This is a genomic window from Clostridium zeae (genome assembly GCF_017312485.1).
GTDB classification, from domain to species: domain Bacteria; phylum Bacillota; class Clostridia; order Clostridiales; family Clostridiaceae; genus Clostridium_AR; species Clostridium_AR zeae.
The window spans coordinates 656,195-674,427 of sequence record NZ_BMBA01000001.1; the positions used below are offsets into that span (position 1 = coordinate 656,195).

Consider the following 18,233-nt stretch of genomic DNA (forward strand, 5'->3'; position numbering starts at 1 on the left):
TTGTAACATATTTTTTAAAAACGCTCCACCTATGTATAAATTAGTAAATAATGCACTCTTAGTTCCAATTGAAAGCTCTGTTTTCTATTTTTCCAAATTTACTTCCCTCTGCCCTTTGTCTTATAAATTCTTCAACTAATGAGTTTAGCTTCTTGAACATAACTTTATCTTTATTCACCATATTATCCTTTTATATTAAGTAAAAAATCACTAAGGCATCTACTAACTGCTTCTTCAGTATTTGTGAAGCATATACCTTTCTCTCTAAGCTTATTATTACATATCCTCAGATCTCTACTGTTTTCCTTATACCTTTCTGTATCTTTTATCAAAAGCTCCTCTATCCTATGACCTAGACCTATATTTTCTAAAATCACTTTTCCAACTTCATATGTACTTAGGTTATTTTCGCTTCCAGTATTGTATATCCCCTTTGGCAGATTTAGAAGCTTATGAAAATTACATATTAGATCATAAACATAAGTTATTCCTCTATACTCATTTGCAGGAAGAGTTATTTGTTCGCTCTTCAGTGCAGCTTTTACTAGATTCCAAATTATATTAGAATTTATCTTAACCTTTCTTTCTGGTAAACTAAATAACCAGGTAAGTCTTAATATAACTGGGTCCTCCACAATGCCACATATAGCATTTTCAGCTTCAAGCTTGTGTCTACCATAAACCGTATTGGGCACTGCTACACATTCTTCCTTATATGGGCCGGCTTCAGCATTGCCATTGTATATCTGATCTGAACTTAAATATATTAACTTTGTCCCTGTAGCAGCACAGCCTTTAGCGATATTAATTGTACCAGTAACATTTACATCGTAAGATAATTCAGGATTGCTTTCACATTTACCTGTATCAGATATTGCTGCGGAATGAATAAGATATTTTGGCTTAACATTAATAATTTTTTCTATAGTTTTTTCTTGGTCACAGATATCTAAATCCTTATGGTTTAGAGCAATTATGTTATATTTGTCTTTATAATATCGAATAAATCTAGACGCAAAAAAGCCCTCTGCTCCAGTAATTAGTATTTTATCCATGTATAATCCTCACTTTATCTTTTTATAATATATACTTTGTCCATTTTTTATCATCTTAATTTATTATTTTCAAATATGTTATAGAGTTCCTAGCTGAGCTACTAATTTATACATACTAAATTCATAGTAATTGGTTTCCAACATGTATAAATTAAGTTTCTAAACAAGAACTCCTTAAAAACCACATTCTTCATTAACTATATATAATTTCATTCTATTTTTATCAGATTGACCTTCTATTATTGATAGGCTATTACACACTCTTTCCTTTGACAGGCAATCAACACACCTATTTAAGGTTACACAGGGAGGGTTGAACCCTGCTCTTTTGGCATTTTGTGGGCAAGCTATATTTTTTACTCTTTTTATTGCTTCCTCTAAGGTATCTACAACTTTATTTCTTCCAACAACAATTATTACTTTGTCTGGTCCATAGTTAATTGCAGCTACTCTATTGCCACTATGGTCTACATTAACGATTCTTCCATCAAGAGACACCGCATTGGAACCAGTGATATACCAATCAGAACGCAGCGCCTTCTTCTTTAAGGACTTACACTGTTCTTTATCCTTACCAAGCTCTTTATCGTATACAATATTACCCCTTTTTAATAAAGCATCTGTAATATCCATCTTCCCAAGGGTAGCTGAATGCCCTATTCCAACAGTACATTCAATAGGTACAGTATTTAATATATATGCCTTAACATTCTCTAAGGTTTCAAAATACTGAACCTCTATATTTCTAAGTTTAAAGCTTTCCTTCAATTTATTAATGTTCTCAATATTCATCTATATCCTCAATCCACCTTATACTTGATTATAAAATACACTGATTATTTCATACATGAAAATTATACCATTTAACTAAGTGTACTGTATAATATCTTTTACTAATGCTTTTCCATACTAATGAGAACATCTTTAGCTTAGATAAAAAGCGCCAAACCGCGTTTCGTATGCAAAACCTGCATTTCAAATACAAAAATGGCATTTCGTTTACAAATATTCAATTGTAACTTTCAAAGATTGCTTTTCAATTTATAAAATAGCATCTCACGATTCAATTGACCCTACATTAAACTTCTTGTCCCATTTATTTTGCATTATGTAAAATATATTTGACATATTGCAAAACATATTATACTATATATACATAATATGGAACGAAAGGTTGTAGTTTACATGAAAAATATAAAATTAAAAATGGCTAGAGTTGAAAGTGATATGTCTCAGGATGAATTAGCTAAAGCTGTAGGTGCTACTAGACAGACCATTAGTATGATTGAATCTGGCAACTATAACCCTACACTAAAGCTTGCTGTAGCAATATGCAAAGCTCTTGGCAAGACCTTAAATGATCTTTTTTGGGAGGAATGACGATGCTAAATATTGATGAAAGAAGTAAAAGAAAATTAGAAGAAACAGCGACAGGGGTATTAGGACTTTTTTATGTGATATGCACCTTGGAGATGATAATAAAGCTTATGGTAACCAAAGATATCTCAAGTATACTAGGCGAGTTTATAATTTTCCTTTCTGTCATCTTCACTTTTCTTATAGTGCAAAGATTTCACAGAAGCTATTCACCAACACTACCAAGAAAAAATAATGGTGAACTGCTGAGTGCCGAAAATACAAAACAAGCAAAGCACAAAAGGCTGTTGATCTATGCAAAAGACTCTTTTGTATATTCTATTAGCTTTACAGCGTTTTCTGTAGTAATGGATTACCTAACAAAAAAACAAGATATAATCTTTAACCTAGAATTCTTTGTAAGTCAATTTTTTAAAATTATACTATACTTTATTCCTTTCTTTATTTTAGATACTTTATTGAAAGAGAGAAAAATTAAAAAATACAACAAATGGAATGATAATCCAGATAATTAGGAGGTTATTATGAATTTTAAAAAGAAGTTAAAGAATTATGCAAATGGTAGTGATGAAAGAACTATAGACGTAGTAGGGAGTTCTTCCCTTATAACCCTTATCATAGGAGTAGTAATCTTTTTAGTTGAGATGCTAGTTAAATTTGAAATAACAAAGGATTTACACTCAATTACCTGGGAAGCTGTGCTTTTTCATATTATGATAGTTGTATTCGTGGTTATTCATCTGCTAAACAAGATACCAATAAAAACTAAGCTTTAGTAAAGATATCAGAACAAGCCGCTTGGGTCATTTTATCAGAAATTGCTGAGACGGATGGTCCAGAAATAGAATTACTAGCTGCAGGTGATGCCTCAGTTATTGGAGGATTTCTATTATGCTTGTTACTATTATAACTATAGAAAGGGTGTAGATGATGAATTCATAAATTCTAGGTAATACTATAAGACGTTACGAACCATTTACCATTAAAGAAGTACTCTATGCAAAAACAAACGATATTGTTAAGTATGCAGTTTTCATTGATGACGCCCCACTTTCTTTAGAGTTCAGCTTTGGTACCTCCCTAAAGCAATCAATACAAAAGAAGATTACTTTTTTCAACAAATCTCACTACTAATAGAATAGCTTTCATTGAAGCAGCTAGAACCAAACTAAAATCAAATTTTAAAAATTCTTAATCGTAAGTATCATTAGGAATGTGCTATATAACTTAAAGTGAGCATACATAGATTTGATTTACGCACCTCTATGTATGCTTTTGGTTTTAATAAAATTATAAAATTAAAAATTCATATAATCATAAAAACATTTAATCATATAATTATAAAATCAAAAAATCATATAAATATATAGGAAACATGCGGGTTTGATCTATTTTGGATTATTTAAAACTAATTAACTTTCTAAGATAGGATTGATGATTATTCTGAATTACTTAATTTAATTGCAAATAATGGAACACAAAAACAAAAAAATGAAGTAAAAACTAGATTAAATCAAAAATTATCTAAGCTTGAAACTTCGTTTAGCTCAATAATTAAAAATTGTGGTAATGACCCAATGAATTATTATTTATTGGATTCAGATGTTAACTCTAATAGGCATCAATGAAAAACTACCCACATTCCAATTAGATATAGGCTTGTGGATAGTTTGCTTATTTATTAACACAGTATAGAAATTACTTTTTCCATTAACTCAGCTCTTCACCATTGGATTCAATGACTTTCTTGTACCAATAGAAGCTCTTCTTCTTACTTCTCTTCAAAGTTCCTTTTCCATCATTATCTTTGTCTACATATATAAATCCATATCTCTTTTTCATTTCACCAGTAGAAGCACTAACTAAATCTATACAGCCCCATGCAGTATACCCAATTAAATCTACACCATCGTAGACGGCTTCTTTCATTTGCTCAATATGGTCTTTAATGAAATTGATTCTATAGTCATCATTTATGGTACCATCTGTTTCAACTACATCAACGGCACCTAACCCATTCTCAACAATCATAATAGGAATTCTGTATCTATCATAAACATGATTCAATACGTAACGTAATCCAACAGGATCAATCTGCCATCCCCAATCATTTGCTTTTAAATATGGATTTTTAAATCCACCAAAAACATTTCCTTGAGTTTCGTCTCCTTCAGGTCGAGTTCCAACTACATGAGATTTATAATAACTAAAGGTATAAAAATCTACACAACCTTTTTTCAGAATCTCTTCGTCCCCTTCAGCCATATTAATCTTTATATTCTTTTCTTCAAATTGTCTTTTTGCAAATGCTGGATATTCTCCTAGTACCTGAACATCACCACATAACATGTTGTTTATCTGATCTTGTCTTAAAGCAATCACCATATCTTCTGGCTTACAAGTACTTGCATAGCCACAACTATAATTAATCATGCAACCAATCTTGAAATCAGGATTTATTTCATGTCCTAATTGAACTGCCTTTGCACTAGCTACAAATTGGTGGTGCAATGCTTGCAGCCTTATCTGTGTACTATCAACATTTGTATTATTAAATAGTCCGCTATCATCTACCAGCAAAGCTCCTTCTAAATATGCACCAGCTGGAACAAGTAAGCTATTGATTTCATTAAAAGTTATCCAGTACTTTACTAAATTCCTATAACGTGTGAAAATAGCTTCACAATAATTAACATAAAAATCAATTGCCTCCCTAGATGCCCATCCATTATACTTCTCAGTTAAGGCAAATGGAGCTTCATAATGTGAAATTGTAACAATTGGTTCTATATTATATTTTTTTAGCTCAGCAAATACTTTATCATAGAACTTGAGTCCTTCTTCATTTGGGGTTTTATCATCCGCATTTGGAAATATTCTTGACCAAGCAATAGACATTCTAAAACATTTAAACCCCATCTCTGCAAAAAGTCTTATGTCTTCTTCATAATGATGGTAAAAGTCTACAGCTTCATGTGAAGGATAATAGGTGCCTTGTTCAAGTTTTTTCGTGATACGTCTTGGAATTATATGAGTCCCACCTGTCATCATATCAGCTGTACTTGCCTTTTTCCCATCTAAATTCCATGCACCTTCATACTGGTTAGCAGCAGTTGCTCCTCCCCATAGAAAAGTCTTTGGTAACACATTTTTTTTAATCATTTACTATTCTCCTTAAATTATAGTCATCAGACTTTCACCTATATTAATAGTTTGTTTTTCAGTGGCCAATACATCTGTAAATTTATTAGAGTTAGTAATAATAATTGGAGTAGTTAAATCAAATCCTTCTGATGAAATCGCTTCAATATCGAATTCAATCAGTAAATCACCAATATTTACTTTATCACCATTTTTAACATGAGCTTTAAAATGCTTTCCTTCTAATTTGACAGTATCCATACCAATATGAATTAGCATTTCAACACCATCCTCTGAAGCAATACCTATAGCATGTAATGTTGGAAATATCGCAGTAATCTCACCTTTTATAGGTGCCACTAGCTTTCCTTGCGAAGGCTTAATTGCAACCCCTTTTCCCATAAGACCAGTTGCAAAAGTTTCGTCCTTAATTGTTGCTAACTGAACAACTTCTCCATTTAATGGGGATTTAATCATGCTATCATGCAAGGTAGCTCCAGTTATTTTTTCTTGATTAGTTGTTACATCTTCTACTATATCCTCAAATCCTAAAATCCAAGTCAAAACAAATGCAACTACAAAACCAATTAGACAGCCTATTATAGCGTGTATTAAGTTATAAGGGTTTTCAGCAATAAATGCTGGTAAGGTTGCTAAACCGGCAATACCTAAGGCAGATCTTACAACACCAAAAGTTCCAACATAGATACCACCTAATGCACCACCAATAACAACTGCAATTAATGGCTTTTTAGCTCTTAGGTTAACACCAAATAACGCTGGCTCTGTAACACCAAGAAGTGCTGTTACAGCAGAAGAACTTGCAACTTGTCTAAAACTTTTATTTTTTGTTTTTAATGCAACTGCTAATGCAGCTCCACCCTGAGCAATATTATGAATAAGCATACCAGGTCCTACAATACCGTCAACTTTAGTAGCTGTATAAGCTGTAAGAACTACTGGTCCTAAACTATAATGCATTCCTGTCATAATAAGGAATGGGAATGTACCTCCGATAATTCCTGATACTAACCAACTCATATGGTTATTAACATATGTTACTCCACCAGCAAGGTAATTACCAGCAATAGCTCCTAATGGTCCAAGTACAATTAATGTTAGAGGAGCCATCACAATTACAATGATTAATGGTTTTAAAATAGACTTTACAACATTTGGTGAATATTTCTCTGCAAATTTCTCAACATATGACATTACCCATACAGCTAAAATAATTGGAATTACAGAAGATGAATAAGTAGCCTTTATAATTGGCAGACCCAAAAATGCTACAGGTTTTCCAGCAGCCATCAAAGTTGAAAAGTTAGGATGTAATAATACACCTGCAAGAGCTAATGCCATACCAACATTAGTTTTAAACTTGTTTGCTGCACTCCATGCGAGTAGCATAGGTAAAAAATAATATGCCGAATCACCTATGAAGGTCATTATTGTATTAAATTGAACATCACCTTGCATTATATTAGCTGATTTTAAAATGATAAGTACAGCCTTTATCATTGCGCAACCTATCATTGCTGGCAGGATAGGTGTAAAAATTCCTGAAAGAGTATCTAGTACCGTAGCTATTTTGCCTTTTTGAACTCCTGAAGCTGAGCTACTAGTACTAAAATTACCTAATTCCAAAAGTTCCTTGTGAACATTATTTACGCTATTTCCAATAATAACTTGATATTGTCCACCACTATTTGTTACCCCCATAACGCCCTTAACTTTTTTTATAGCTTCTGTATCTGCTTTCTTTTCATCTTTTAAATTAAATCTTAATCTTGTTGCGCAATGTGTAACACTTTCAACATTCTTTTCTCCACCAACAAGTCTTAAAATATCAGTGGCCATATTTTTATAATCCATGTTATATATCCTCCTTAAAAAAGCTATTTTTTTTTATAAAAAAGACCTAGAGCCCCATAAATGTATAGGTGCACTTCTATACACTATGGAACTCTAGGTCTTGCCTGCTTAACCAGTAACAATCCTAGTGATAATCATTCTTCAATTATCTCTTGATTTATCCTCTGCTGTAACTCTTTTAATATGAACAGTCAAATAAACCAATTCTTCTTCTGTTAGTTCTTTTTGATATTCCAATCTAATTAACTCAGCAATTTTCAAACTACATTGATATTCTTCTTTATATTTTGCTTTAATAATATCTTGAAAATCAACATCATTGCTTTCAATTATACTATTACTAAATAAACGATAAGCGAAGAACTTCAAATGAGTCACAAGCCTAGTATAATGAAGAGACTCCTCATCAAAATTAATCTTATATTGATACCTTACTAAATTTAATACCTTCTGAATCAACTGTGTGATTTTCATAGTATCTTCCATTTCAGAACCTAATTCTGCATTGACAATATGTAATGCAATAGATGCGGCTTCATCCTCTGGTAATTCTATGTTAAATTGTTCATTTATTATTTCTAATGCTTTTAGAGCAATTCTAAACTCAGCTAGATAAAATTTCTTGATTTCCCACAGCAAAGCATTGCTAAAACTTAACCCCTGACTATATCTGGCTACAGCAAAATTAATATGGTCAGTCAAAGTCAAGTATATATTCTCATTTAACTCTTTTCCTAGAGTAGCTTTTGCGTATTGAATAATGTTGTCAGACACTCTCACATATTCCATGGGTATTTGAGCAAGCAGTGCGTATAATTTTCCTGTCACATTTTTAGATTTCAAAAAGAATTCCTTTTCGATTTTACTTTCATCTACTTCGTCACCTTTTTGTTTCTGAAAACCAATGCCACTTCCTAAAAGCATCAGTTCCTGTCTTCTGGCATTCACTGCGCAAATTACATTATTATTGATGATTCGCGTAATTTTCATTTAAAACTCCTTATAAAATATAACATTCATATTTTTAGGCAAAAAAAAAAAGACCATTGATCATGCAAACAAATAAAATGTCTACATAACAATAAGGTCTTGCCTGCTTATCAGTAACAATCCTAGTTAAATCCATTATTAACTTATAGACATATAATATCATCACATATTATGTTTGTCAATATTTAATATTTACCCTGCAAAATATTATTAATAATATTAGTTGCACTATCAGAAATGGTTGCACCTTCATAGGTTACAACTAGCTGCTCTGGAAAATAATCATCATATACTTTCTGTTTTTCTATCCATCTGTTATCATAATCCGTTAAGCCTAGCATACCAAGATGTTCCCAATAGATTACATTTCCACTTGGAAGAGTAACTGTAAAATCAGGCTCAATCCATTTACCATTTTTGTACTCCAGCTTAATTTCATACTCATAATCAATTCCTGCTTGTTGAAGTAAGTTTGATATAATAACTTCTGATTTACTACGCACTAAATCTCCTTTTGTTGTAGAATAAATTCTACCGAGCTGATGTTTATCTACTCCAAGATATCTTCCTATTTCTTGATGTAGTTCATTTGAATAGATATTGTCATCAATTAGATAAACTAAATAATCCAAAAGTTCATGTTTATATACCCTTTTTTCTTCAATAGATTTTTGAATTTTCTCCATATTTTCAGTAGTAATTTCCGCCTCTAAAACATCAATAACCAGTCTTCTGTCTAGTTGTTTTGATAATACTACTTCTTCATTTACAACACTTTCATAAGTCATAGTTACAATGGACTCAACCTTTTTAGCCGATTTTTTTACTGTTGAAATCAAGTTTTTAGTTTTAGTACAATTAATAATATCTTGTAATTCATTATTTGTAGTTGCAGCTATACCTTTAAAGTCAGAAAATCCCTTGCATTTAACTTGAATTATACCCACATCAAGAAAATATGGAAAGCATAGTTGAACATCTTCATCTTCAAAGTAAGCTAACGTCTTTAATCCAATTTTATTACCTGTAATTTTGTGGTATGCTTCAATAAGTTTTTCTTCTTTAGGAAATGACGCATCTATAAAATATCTTCGCTTTACATCTATATTTTTGTTCGTGTATAGTAAATATGCATTAGCTGCATTACCATCTCTTGCGGCTCTTCCTACTTCTTGATAATATTGTTCAACTGACTCTGGTATCATAAAATGAATTACGGTTCTAATATCAGGTATATCAATCCCCATCCCAAATGCATTGGTTGCAAAAATAACATTAATTTCATTGTTTTTAAATTTATTGATTATATCTTTTCTTTCAGTTGCTGACATTTCGCCATGAAAACAAATAGATTTGTATCCTCTCTCTATAGCCTTTTCAGAAAGTTTCTCTACTCCACGTTCACTATCTATTCTATAAACATACACAAGAGTTTTGCTATTTCTATGAATTTTTAATAAGTCCCATAGTTTCTCTTCTTTTTCATCTTCCTTACTAAACTTCAAAACTTTAAGAGCTATTTCATTTCTCATAAGAAGATTGTCTTTGATGATATTGGATTTCAAAATTGAAAATTCATCGCAAATATCAAGTACTTCTTTAGGATTTAATGTTGCAGTTAAAGCTAACACCTTAGGTTGCTCATCTTCTGTATACACCTTTTGAATAAAATTAGGAATTCTTTTATAAAAAGGTCTAAAACTAGCTCCCCACTGACTAACACAATGTACCTCATCAATAGTAAATAAAGAAATATCTTCTTTTCTTTGAGTAATACAGTATTCAAACAGTCCATCTGTAGCTATTTTTTCAGGGCTTACAAAAATGAATTTAGGGTTAAATTTTCTATTTGCAAAATCCATTAATACTTTAGCTTGTTTTTTAGAATCCATACCACCATGAATTGTTAAAACTTCAAGGCCTTGTTCTCTTAACTTTTCAGATTGTTCGTCTATAAGAGCAATTAAAGGTGAAATTACTATAGTTATTCCTTCAAGAATCAACCCTGACATCCAGTATATTAAAGACTTTCCTCCCCCTGTAGGCATAATACATAAAGTATTTCCATTGGACATAACATTAGATATTACTCTACTCTGAAAATCTTTTATACTAAATTGATTTGATAAGCTTGGAAAATACTGGGTAAACTTTGAATCAATATTAAGCATATCCAAATCCTCCATCTCTAATTTGTTGTTTCAAAAAATTTATCTCTTCTTCATGTTGTTCAGCTATGAAACTTAAAAATGAATTAACGTATACATAGCGATAACTAGGGTCGAGATATACATCTAATTCCTTAGCTTTTTTATTTAATATTTGAAATATTTGATGTGCATAGAAAGTAAACAACTCATATGGATAAAAATAATTTTGTTGTGTTATTGACTTCTCTATATCAATCATTAAAAATTCTGAGTCTTGTATGCAATTAAATACTTTCTTATCTGTAAGGTACCATAATGCCCATATTGCATCTCTACTACGATTAGGAAATAATGATGGATAAGCCTTATACATCATATGACTTTTTATACCACCACCTATTACTCCATAAACTGTGTAATCATCGGTATCTAAATCACTTAACTGTAAATCTTCATAATCATTTATTTCATCATATATTTCCTCATCGTAGAATTTTTCCTCATATTCTGTTGCAAAGTCAAACAGATTCCTTACCACAGTTAATAAATCTCCTGCATCCGAAATATTAAACTCATATCGATATTTATCTAATTCCTTTGCCCTTTTATTATGTAATGTAGCATGAATAATAGGGCACTCATTTCTCAAAACAGTAGATTTAAAATATGGAGGATTATCTTCGTACTCATCAAGTGATTCTTCATCAAAAATTGTCTCATACTTTGTCTTATCTTTTTCAAACTCAATTACTGATTCTATTGCAATAGTCTTGTATTTACGGGTTAAATCTATATTCTTTTTTTGCTTTGAACCATCAACCCCAAGATTTCTCGCCACTTTCTGTATGGTTTCTTCTGAAACTGCATATCCTGCTTCAAGCTCAATAAAGTCCTTAAAATATGAAGTAAACTTGTTATTTATTACCTTAAGAACCTTATCTACATGCACTTTTTCATAACATACTGATTCAACTGAACGTTCTTCTTGATGTGTATACATAATAATCACCCTTCCTATCCATAGTTTAATTTATTGGCTCATCAATTTATTTCTTCAGAATCTTAATAAATTTATTCCAGTATGGTGGATATTCATTACTGCCACACTTGCTGATTTTATTACGATGAGGAAATCTTATCACAAGCTCCCACTGAGTTCCGTCACATATATCGTTATCGTAATATTTATGTTTCCAACAGGCTATTTCCAAAGAAGTTAGTTCTTCCATAAAAGCGAGCCACTGTTCTGATATCAAAGGTATTTCTTTTAATGCTATATCTAGATGCATATTTATTTCATTCTTAGGATGTTTCAAGTCAGCATACATTCCACCTGGAGCTTTTGCATATCTTATTACTTTATTTTTTCTTTGACATATCAGTTTCCCTCTTAATTCTTTGTAATGCACCATTTAGTATAAGTATGCTATCAATATCTACGTCTTTAATCCTACAATAATATTCTAGAAATTCTCTAGAAATCATTTCTCTTGAAGTACCTTTTTTTATTTCATAAATCTTCTTAAGCACATGAGCAGCTTGAATATCTAGATTCTTGCCAACCTCTACTATTTGACCTCTATCAAAAAATTTGTATTTTACTGCTTCACTACATAATTCCAAATTTTTAAGAATATAAACTAATCCCTTTTTAGTTGATAATTTAAGCTTTACTGGGATTAAATTCATTTCCTATTTTTAATTTTTATGTTTCCAAAATCTTTTACAGTTACTGTATATTTATAAAAGTACAATTTATAAATACTTAGATTTCTTAGATATTCTGATCTTAAGATCTTTTTAACACTCCCACAGCCACTCCCAATATACTCATCTGCCCCTCACTAACCTGTATAGGCTCATAACTAGGATTTTCTGGCATTAGAAGTATGGTATCTCCCATCTTTACGAATCTTTTCAAAGTGGTATTTCCATCTAAATCCACTGCAGCGATTTCATAATTATTAGCAGTATTTTGCTGCCTTATAACTACTATATCTCCATTGCATATATTAGCATTTATCATGCTGTCACCCTTTACCTTGACCATATAGGTATTGTTAGAACTTCCGACCCACTTTTGTGGAAGGTAGAATTCTTCTTCTACAGAGGAATTAATAAGTATTGGATCTCCTGCTGCTATGGAGCTGAAAACATTCATTCTTTTTATCTCATTTTCAGGGAATACATAGGAGTTATCTATTATGATTTCTTTGATACTGTTACAGTCTCTTGTAAACTTTGAAACCTGACTAGTCTTTAGATCAACATAAGTGTATTCCTCTAGGGATGATGGAAGCATTGAGGTTTGGAAAACTTCTATGTCATCTACTATCTCAAGATTTCTATTGATGATAATTAAATCAACTCCATCGGTTGCTATACCATACTGACAAGTTGATGATGCACTTATGTAACTTTTAAGCTGCTCTAGGCAGTTTACTAGTCCAAAACCTTTTCTTTTTACTTCAACAAATATGTATGGAGTCTTAACATTGTTTTTATATATGTTCACAGCTACATCAACAAAACCTACCTTGGAAAATAAGTTCACCTGCTGCTCTATATTTATTAAGTTTAGAGGATATTTATAGCTTTCCTTTAGCTCATTTATAACCCATTGTCTTATCTTTTCTTCATAGGAATATACATCTTTAATCTTTTCCTTAAAATTGTAGTTTTCCTGTCTTATATGATAAAAACTTCTCATTAAGGTGTTATCTGAATACTTTAAAAATCTTGGGTCTATATCTAATATGAACTTTGAAGGTGTGCCATCACAGGTTAGGTATAGTCTTTCTGTGGCTCTGGTCATACCAACGTACATAAGCTTTCTTTCTCTGGATTCAAGAAGATCTTCGTCATCTATTGTTACACTTTTTAGTGGCATATACTTTGAATTAAGTCCGATTATAATAACAACCTTAAACTCTAACCCCTTAATAGAATGCATGGTTAATAGCTTTACTTTGTCATCTCCAAATTCATAACCATCGGATTTTGACATAAGTTTATTAGGGATTTTATTATCTTCTAAAAAATTCTTAAATTCACTTATCTGCTCATTAGTCCTTGCAACTACGGCAATATCACCATAATTATATTTATCCTTAAGCTCTGTTAGGAGCTTTACTACATAGTTTTCTTCCTGTTTCTTATCTTCAAAAACTCTAAACACAGGGTAATGCCCCTGTTTATCAAGCAGTGAAGGTTTAACAAAGTTCTCATCTTCAATTATCTGAGTATCCTTTTCCAGTAGTGAATAAGCTGCTTCAGCTATCTGTGTTGTGGTTCTATAGTTCTTTGATAGCGAATTACTTCTTCCTTTAACATCAAAGCCAACGGATGCAAAGCTTCTTCCCTTTACTAGCCAGGATTGAGGATATATACTCTGTGCTGTATCTGCCACAAAGGTTATTGAGGAATATTCCTTGTTGCTTATTATATTGTTCAAAAATTCTAACTGAACTCTAGTAAGATCCTGACTTTCATCTACGATTATATGGGCATACTTTTTATAAAAGGATTTCTTAGATTGCTCCAAAGCAAAAAGAGACATGTCATGAAAATCAACTTTATTTTCTGCTCTTAAAGATTTGTTGTATGCTTCCATAACCTTAAAGATAGCAGCTCTTGATTTAGAATTCTTCTGAAGCTTCTGAGGACCATCTGCCTTTTGAGCAGACATTCTTCCCAGTCTATCTGCTTCTTGATATTCTTCAATATGTAAATACTTGCAAGCCTTAATCCAACCAATCTCCTCCATTATAAAAGGAAGATAATTAAGCTCTAAAAACTTAACCTCCACAGCCTCTTTTTTCACTTCTGCCATAGCTTTTATAATATGATTAACTAGGTTATTTCTCTTGCCTTCAACTTCTAAGTTTAACTTATTTGCCTTACAGAACTCCTTAAAATAAACATACATCAAAGAGTCAATATTCTTTATATCAACCTTTTTATTATCCGATTGAAAAAGAGACATCTGCTCTTCTTCCCTATCCTTTTGAACCTTTTCATATACATATTTTATATAGCTTATAAGACTCTTATTGTAAGTAACCATAAGAACCTTATCACTATCATCTATACAATAATGCTCCATCAAAAAAGGTATTCGATTAACTGCCACTGTAGTCTTTCCAGAACCAGCTACACCTCTTATCAAGGAATGTCCTGCTGGCTTACTTTGCACAAGCTTCTTTTGTTCAACATTAAGCTGCATAATTAATACTCCTCACTAATCATTAATTATCTTTAATATATCTTCTCCGTACTTGTCCACCTTCACTGGACCAAAGCCCTTAACCTTTAAAAGCTCTTCCTTAGTTCTAGGCATTGCCTTTAGTATTCTATCTAATTCCTCATTATTAAACACATAATATGGAGGAATCTTACTGCTAGTAGCAATTGCAGTTCTATAAGTCTTTAATGCATTTGAGATATACTCTATATCAATCTTATTTGAAGTCTCTTTAACTGGCACTGTTCTTAAACTTGCTGCTGCTTCACTTTTAGCTTCTTCTATTTTTTCTACTTCAGTTATATTGAACTTTAAAGCATAATCAGTTTCTTGGGGATTATGAAGCTGCTTAAATCTTTCAGCTATAACTAAAGTTAACTTTTCATCTATTCCCTGATAAGTTGTCTTTTCAATAATTTCCTTAAGCTTTGTATTTATTAAATCAAACTTAAATACCTTATCTAATATGTCCTCACTACACTCTTTAAAATTCAATGTAGCCTTAGGATTAGTAAATACAACCATTGAGTATATAGGCATATTAACTATGTTAAACTCATCTTTCAGAACACTTTTTATAAATGTCTCAGATTTTCTATTTTGCTCCAAAGGACTATAAATACCTTCCTTATGCCACTTGTCCCCTTTTTTCATCCATCTAGAAAAGCTTCCTTGTTTATCTATCTCAATATTACCTTGCATGCTCTTAACTTTAACTACACATAAAAATCTATTTGTTAAACATAAAAAATCTATATTAGTTCCTTGCTCCTGCACCTTAAGCTTCAAGTCATACAATCCATAAAAAGGCACTGATGAATTCTTAAGTTCATAATAAACCTTGCTTAAGCCATCTTGAACATACTTTTGAAGATTAAGCTCATTTTCAAGTTTCTTTCTAGTATTTTCGTTGCTTATATTATCTGAAAGCCTCTTAAGCTCTTTAATTTCATTTCTTTCTATATCAAAATCCTTAAGAAATATTGGCGTATTTATGCTTTTCATAAGCTTATCTTCGGATGTTTCACCAAATAACCCCTTTTTAAGTGAATCAAGAATCCCCATTATGCCCTCCAAATTTAGAAATTTTATTAAATTATAACATATTTATATATAATTTTACAGATTGTGTATTTATTTTATAATATCTATTATAAAAAAGAACCTTGATTTCTCAAGATTCTAAATTCGTATTTACCCTAATCATATTCATGTTTTCTAACTTTATTTTTTGTTCTTTTGCTATTTTTATGAGCAACTCCCGATTTTCTTGTTTTATTTTTTCCCTTATATTACACTTGGATTACATTTTCTATTTCATATTCATAGTATCTGTGCAAAAAACTGTAGGACTACTTACATAATGCTCTCACATTAATTGATTTTTATATTTATCTGTTAAACATGCCATTCTATGATAAAAAGCCATAGCATCCTTATCATAATTAATAAACTTCTTATTGAGGTTTCTAATAATCTTCACCTCAATAACCTTTTTGTTCTCCAATTTCAACAGAACAATACGCTACAATTCCTTCAAATTCACTTCTAAAAACTTCAGATTTCTCAAGATCAAATTCATTTTGTCTTTAACGTATTTTTTCTACTCTTAATCTAAAATATCTTTTGAGGTCCATGTGTATAACAGCTATTAGAAACAATGCTACATATTAAACTTTATTTCACTAAAATATGCCATTCCATCTTTAACATATATGTATGTTGATATACTTTGCAAAATACTCTCTTAAATTATCATCACAGACATATACATATGTCCCTTTTATACCACGAGTGAGGAGCACTGCATATGTATTAAGTATGTACTTCCTTAACTCTTCATCTGTTGCACCATTTTTTACTTTACTATCAAAAAAATTACCTCTATCTACACTTATTGTATTATTAGTCTTATCAAAAAACAGGTCTGGGCCGATCACAACTCCTGTATAATTTAGATCAAGTCCTGGTAATGTATAAATACTCCCCATCTCTCTTTTAGCATCTTGATTACTTAACCAACCGCTCGTCTGACTATTCCATTTAATATTAATACCTTCAATGCTTATATCCGTAGATGTATTATCTTCTCTTCCTTTCCACTCCCAAGCATATCCTGTACAAAGCCTACATAGTCCAACATCATTTTCCTTTTCTTCAAGAAGCTTAACCATATCAGAAAATGATGTAAAGAGTTTAAACTCGTAGTCATTAAAGGACTTTACTTCATTTGCTCTTTGATATAATAGGTTATAAATATAAGGCACAAAACTACTTCCAGCTCCAATTCTCATTTGTTCATCAAGTTTTATGGGACGAATCCCCCTTTTATTATTCTTCAATCTTTCTATAAAAAGTTCGCATGTTATATCAGAAGGGCATGTACTTTGTTTCTCATCAAAGAATAAGATTTGGCAGTCTGAATTATTCAAGATCCAATCTAATTCATCATGATTATTATCAAGTTCTAATCTTTCATTACCTATTTTAAAGTTTACATAGTATTTCCCTAGATTTTTTCCACGCCTTAGTCTCTGCGCTTCATCACAGATAATAATGTCATAATGTTGTTTAGTGACTGCAATTGGACTAATAATATCTTTTTTACTAAGTCCTTTGGTATTCTTGAAAACTTCTTGCATTTCGCTACGAGTAGAAGAATTTGCGTATACTAACCCTATTTTTTTATCTCTATATCGTTGATTACTCTTTAAATAATAAAACAATGAAGTCGCCACGACTGTTTTTCCAGTACCCGCATCACCTTTTATTAATATTGGTCTTGTTTTATAGTTCTCCATATGAGGTAATGTCTCACCTGAATCTATAGTATTTACAATACTTGTTAATGTTTTTTGTTGCGCTTCTGTTAAGACAGTATACGGAGAGTATTTATAAGTACTTGAGTTAATGATAAGCTCAAATTCTTTAGTCTTTGCTAGTCCATTTTCCACTAATTTGCCCCATAACTTATCAAACTCCAATTCAAATTCATTTTTTCTGTAATAATGTGGTTTTTCGCCATCATTTCTATTTACAATATTAAACCTCTGATCTACTTTCATCAGTTTTATTAATAAATTTTCATAATGTTTTGCTGGTGTCTCTTCTGCTAACAGCCCAGTAATTATATGAACCTTATTAAAATTATATTTCTTATTTTTGTTATCTTTTGAATCACTGTTATGTTCCTTTACTCTTCTGATTGGATTGTTGGTTTCACCAATATATGCATCCTTTCCATTTTCTAATATGTAGACACAGTGATACTCATATGAAATACCTAAATCATCGATGTTTTTATCAGAATAATCATAAGTCTCTATTTTAAACATATTTCCTCCTATATACCATGTTTACACTTTTACTTGCACTCTATTTATAATTGATCAAGCTTTATAT

General features: G+C 31.2%; 16 protein-coding genes. 3 read left to right on the plus strand and 13 right to left on the minus strand.

Features of this window, described 5'->3' with window-relative positions; genetic code table 11:
• Positions 1-58 precede the first annotated feature (58 nt).
• From J3477_RS26220 to J3477_RS03040, 3 genes are all read right to left on the minus strand, one after another.
• Positions 59-181 carry a hypothetical protein gene (locus tag J3477_RS26220; protein WP_284691971.1) on the minus strand — a complete coding sequence of 41 codons (123 nt, stop codon included), beginning with the start codon at positions 179-181 and terminating at the stop codon, positions 59-61.
• Position 182: 1 nt separating this feature from the next.
• Positions 183-1,055 carry an SDR family oxidoreductase gene (locus J3477_RS03035; protein ID WP_206868092.1) on the minus strand — a complete coding sequence of 291 codons (873 nt, stop codon included), beginning with the start codon at positions 1,053-1,055 and terminating at the stop codon, positions 183-185.
• A 174-nt stretch (positions 1,056-1,229) separates the two neighbouring features.
• A complete protein-coding gene (locus J3477_RS03040; protein WP_206868093.1) occupies positions 1,230-1,847 on the minus strand; it encodes a lactate utilization protein in 618 nt (205 codons plus the stop codon).
• A gap of 393 nt (positions 1,848-2,240) precedes the next feature.
• On the opposite strand from J3477_RS03040, the gene J3477_RS03045 reads away from it, so the two are divergent.
• The 3 genes from J3477_RS03045 to J3477_RS03055 are packed head-to-tail and all read left to right on the plus strand — an operon-like array spanning position 2,241 to position 3,208.
• A complete protein-coding gene (locus tag J3477_RS03045) occupies positions 2,241-2,435 on the plus strand; it encodes a helix-turn-helix transcriptional regulator (RefSeq protein WP_206868094.1) in 195 nt (64 codons plus the stop codon).
• 2 nt (positions 2,436-2,437) lie between these two features.
• Positions 2,438-2,947 carry a DUF6773 family protein gene (locus tag J3477_RS03050; RefSeq protein WP_206868095.1) on the plus strand — a complete coding sequence of 170 codons (510 nt, stop codon included), beginning with the start codon at positions 2,438-2,440 and terminating at the stop codon, positions 2,945-2,947.
• Between the two features lie 9 nt (positions 2,948-2,956).
• Positions 2,957-3,208, plus strand: coding sequence for a hypothetical protein (locus tag J3477_RS03055; RefSeq protein WP_206868096.1), 252 nt, complete (start codon positions 2,957-2,959; stop codon positions 3,206-3,208).
• A gap of 934 nt (positions 3,209-4,142) precedes the next feature.
• Here J3477_RS03055 and J3477_RS03060 read toward each other — a convergent pair.
• The 10 genes from J3477_RS03060 to J3477_RS03105 all read right to left on the minus strand — a co-directional run bounded on the left by J3477_RS03060 (position 4,143) and on the right by J3477_RS03105 (position 18,166).
• Positions 4,143-5,594, minus strand: coding sequence for a glycoside hydrolase family 1 protein (locus J3477_RS03060; protein WP_206868097.1), 1,452 nt, complete (start codon positions 5,592-5,594; stop codon positions 4,143-4,145).
• A gap of 12 nt (positions 5,595-5,606) precedes the next feature.
• Entirely contained in the window at positions 5,607-7,448 is a 1,842-nt protein-coding gene (locus J3477_RS03065; protein WP_206868098.1) for a beta-glucoside-specific PTS transporter subunit IIABC, read from the minus strand.
• A 141-nt stretch (positions 7,449-7,589) separates the two neighbouring features.
• Positions 7,590-8,438, minus strand: coding sequence for a BglG family transcription antiterminator LicT (gene licT / locus J3477_RS03070; RefSeq protein ID WP_206868099.1), 849 nt, complete (start codon positions 8,436-8,438; stop codon positions 7,590-7,592).
• Positions 8,439-8,623: 185 nt separating this feature from the next.
• Positions 8,624-10,609 (minus strand): RecQ family ATP-dependent DNA helicase, encoded by a 1,986-nt coding sequence (locus tag J3477_RS03075; RefSeq protein ID WP_228731193.1) that lies wholly within the window; start codon positions 10,607-10,609, stop codon positions 8,624-8,626.
• Positions 10,602-11,588, minus strand: coding sequence for a hypothetical protein (locus J3477_RS03080; RefSeq protein ID WP_206868101.1), 987 nt, complete (start codon positions 11,586-11,588; stop codon positions 10,602-10,604). Before J3477_RS03080 ends, J3477_RS03075 begins: the two co-directional genes overlap by 8 nt.
• Before the next feature lie 46 nt (positions 11,589-11,634).
• On the minus strand, positions 11,635-11,916 hold the full coding sequence (locus J3477_RS03085) for a hypothetical protein (RefSeq protein WP_228731194.1): 282 nt from the start codon (positions 11,914-11,916) through the stop codon (positions 11,635-11,637).
• 31 nt (positions 11,917-11,947) lie between these two features.
• Entirely contained in the window at positions 11,948-12,277 is a 330-nt protein-coding gene (locus J3477_RS26050) for a hypothetical protein (RefSeq protein WP_228731195.1), read from the minus strand.
• A 100-nt stretch (positions 12,278-12,377) separates the two neighbouring features.
• Positions 12,378-14,813: a transcriptional repressor LexA gene (gene lexA / locus J3477_RS03095; RefSeq protein ID WP_206868102.1), complete on the minus strand. Its 2,436-nt coding sequence runs from the start codon at positions 14,811-14,813 to the stop codon at positions 12,378-12,380.
• A gap of 15 nt (positions 14,814-14,828) precedes the next feature.
• Entirely contained in the window at positions 14,829-15,896 is a 1,068-nt protein-coding gene (locus J3477_RS03100; RefSeq protein ID WP_206868103.1) for an HRDC domain-containing protein, read from the minus strand.
• 641 nt (positions 15,897-16,537) lie between these two features.
• Positions 16,538-18,166 carry a DNA/RNA helicase domain-containing protein gene (locus J3477_RS03105; protein WP_206868104.1) on the minus strand — a complete coding sequence of 543 codons (1,629 nt, stop codon included), beginning with the start codon at positions 18,164-18,166 and terminating at the stop codon, positions 16,538-16,540.
• Positions 18,167-18,233: the final 67 nt, after the last annotated feature.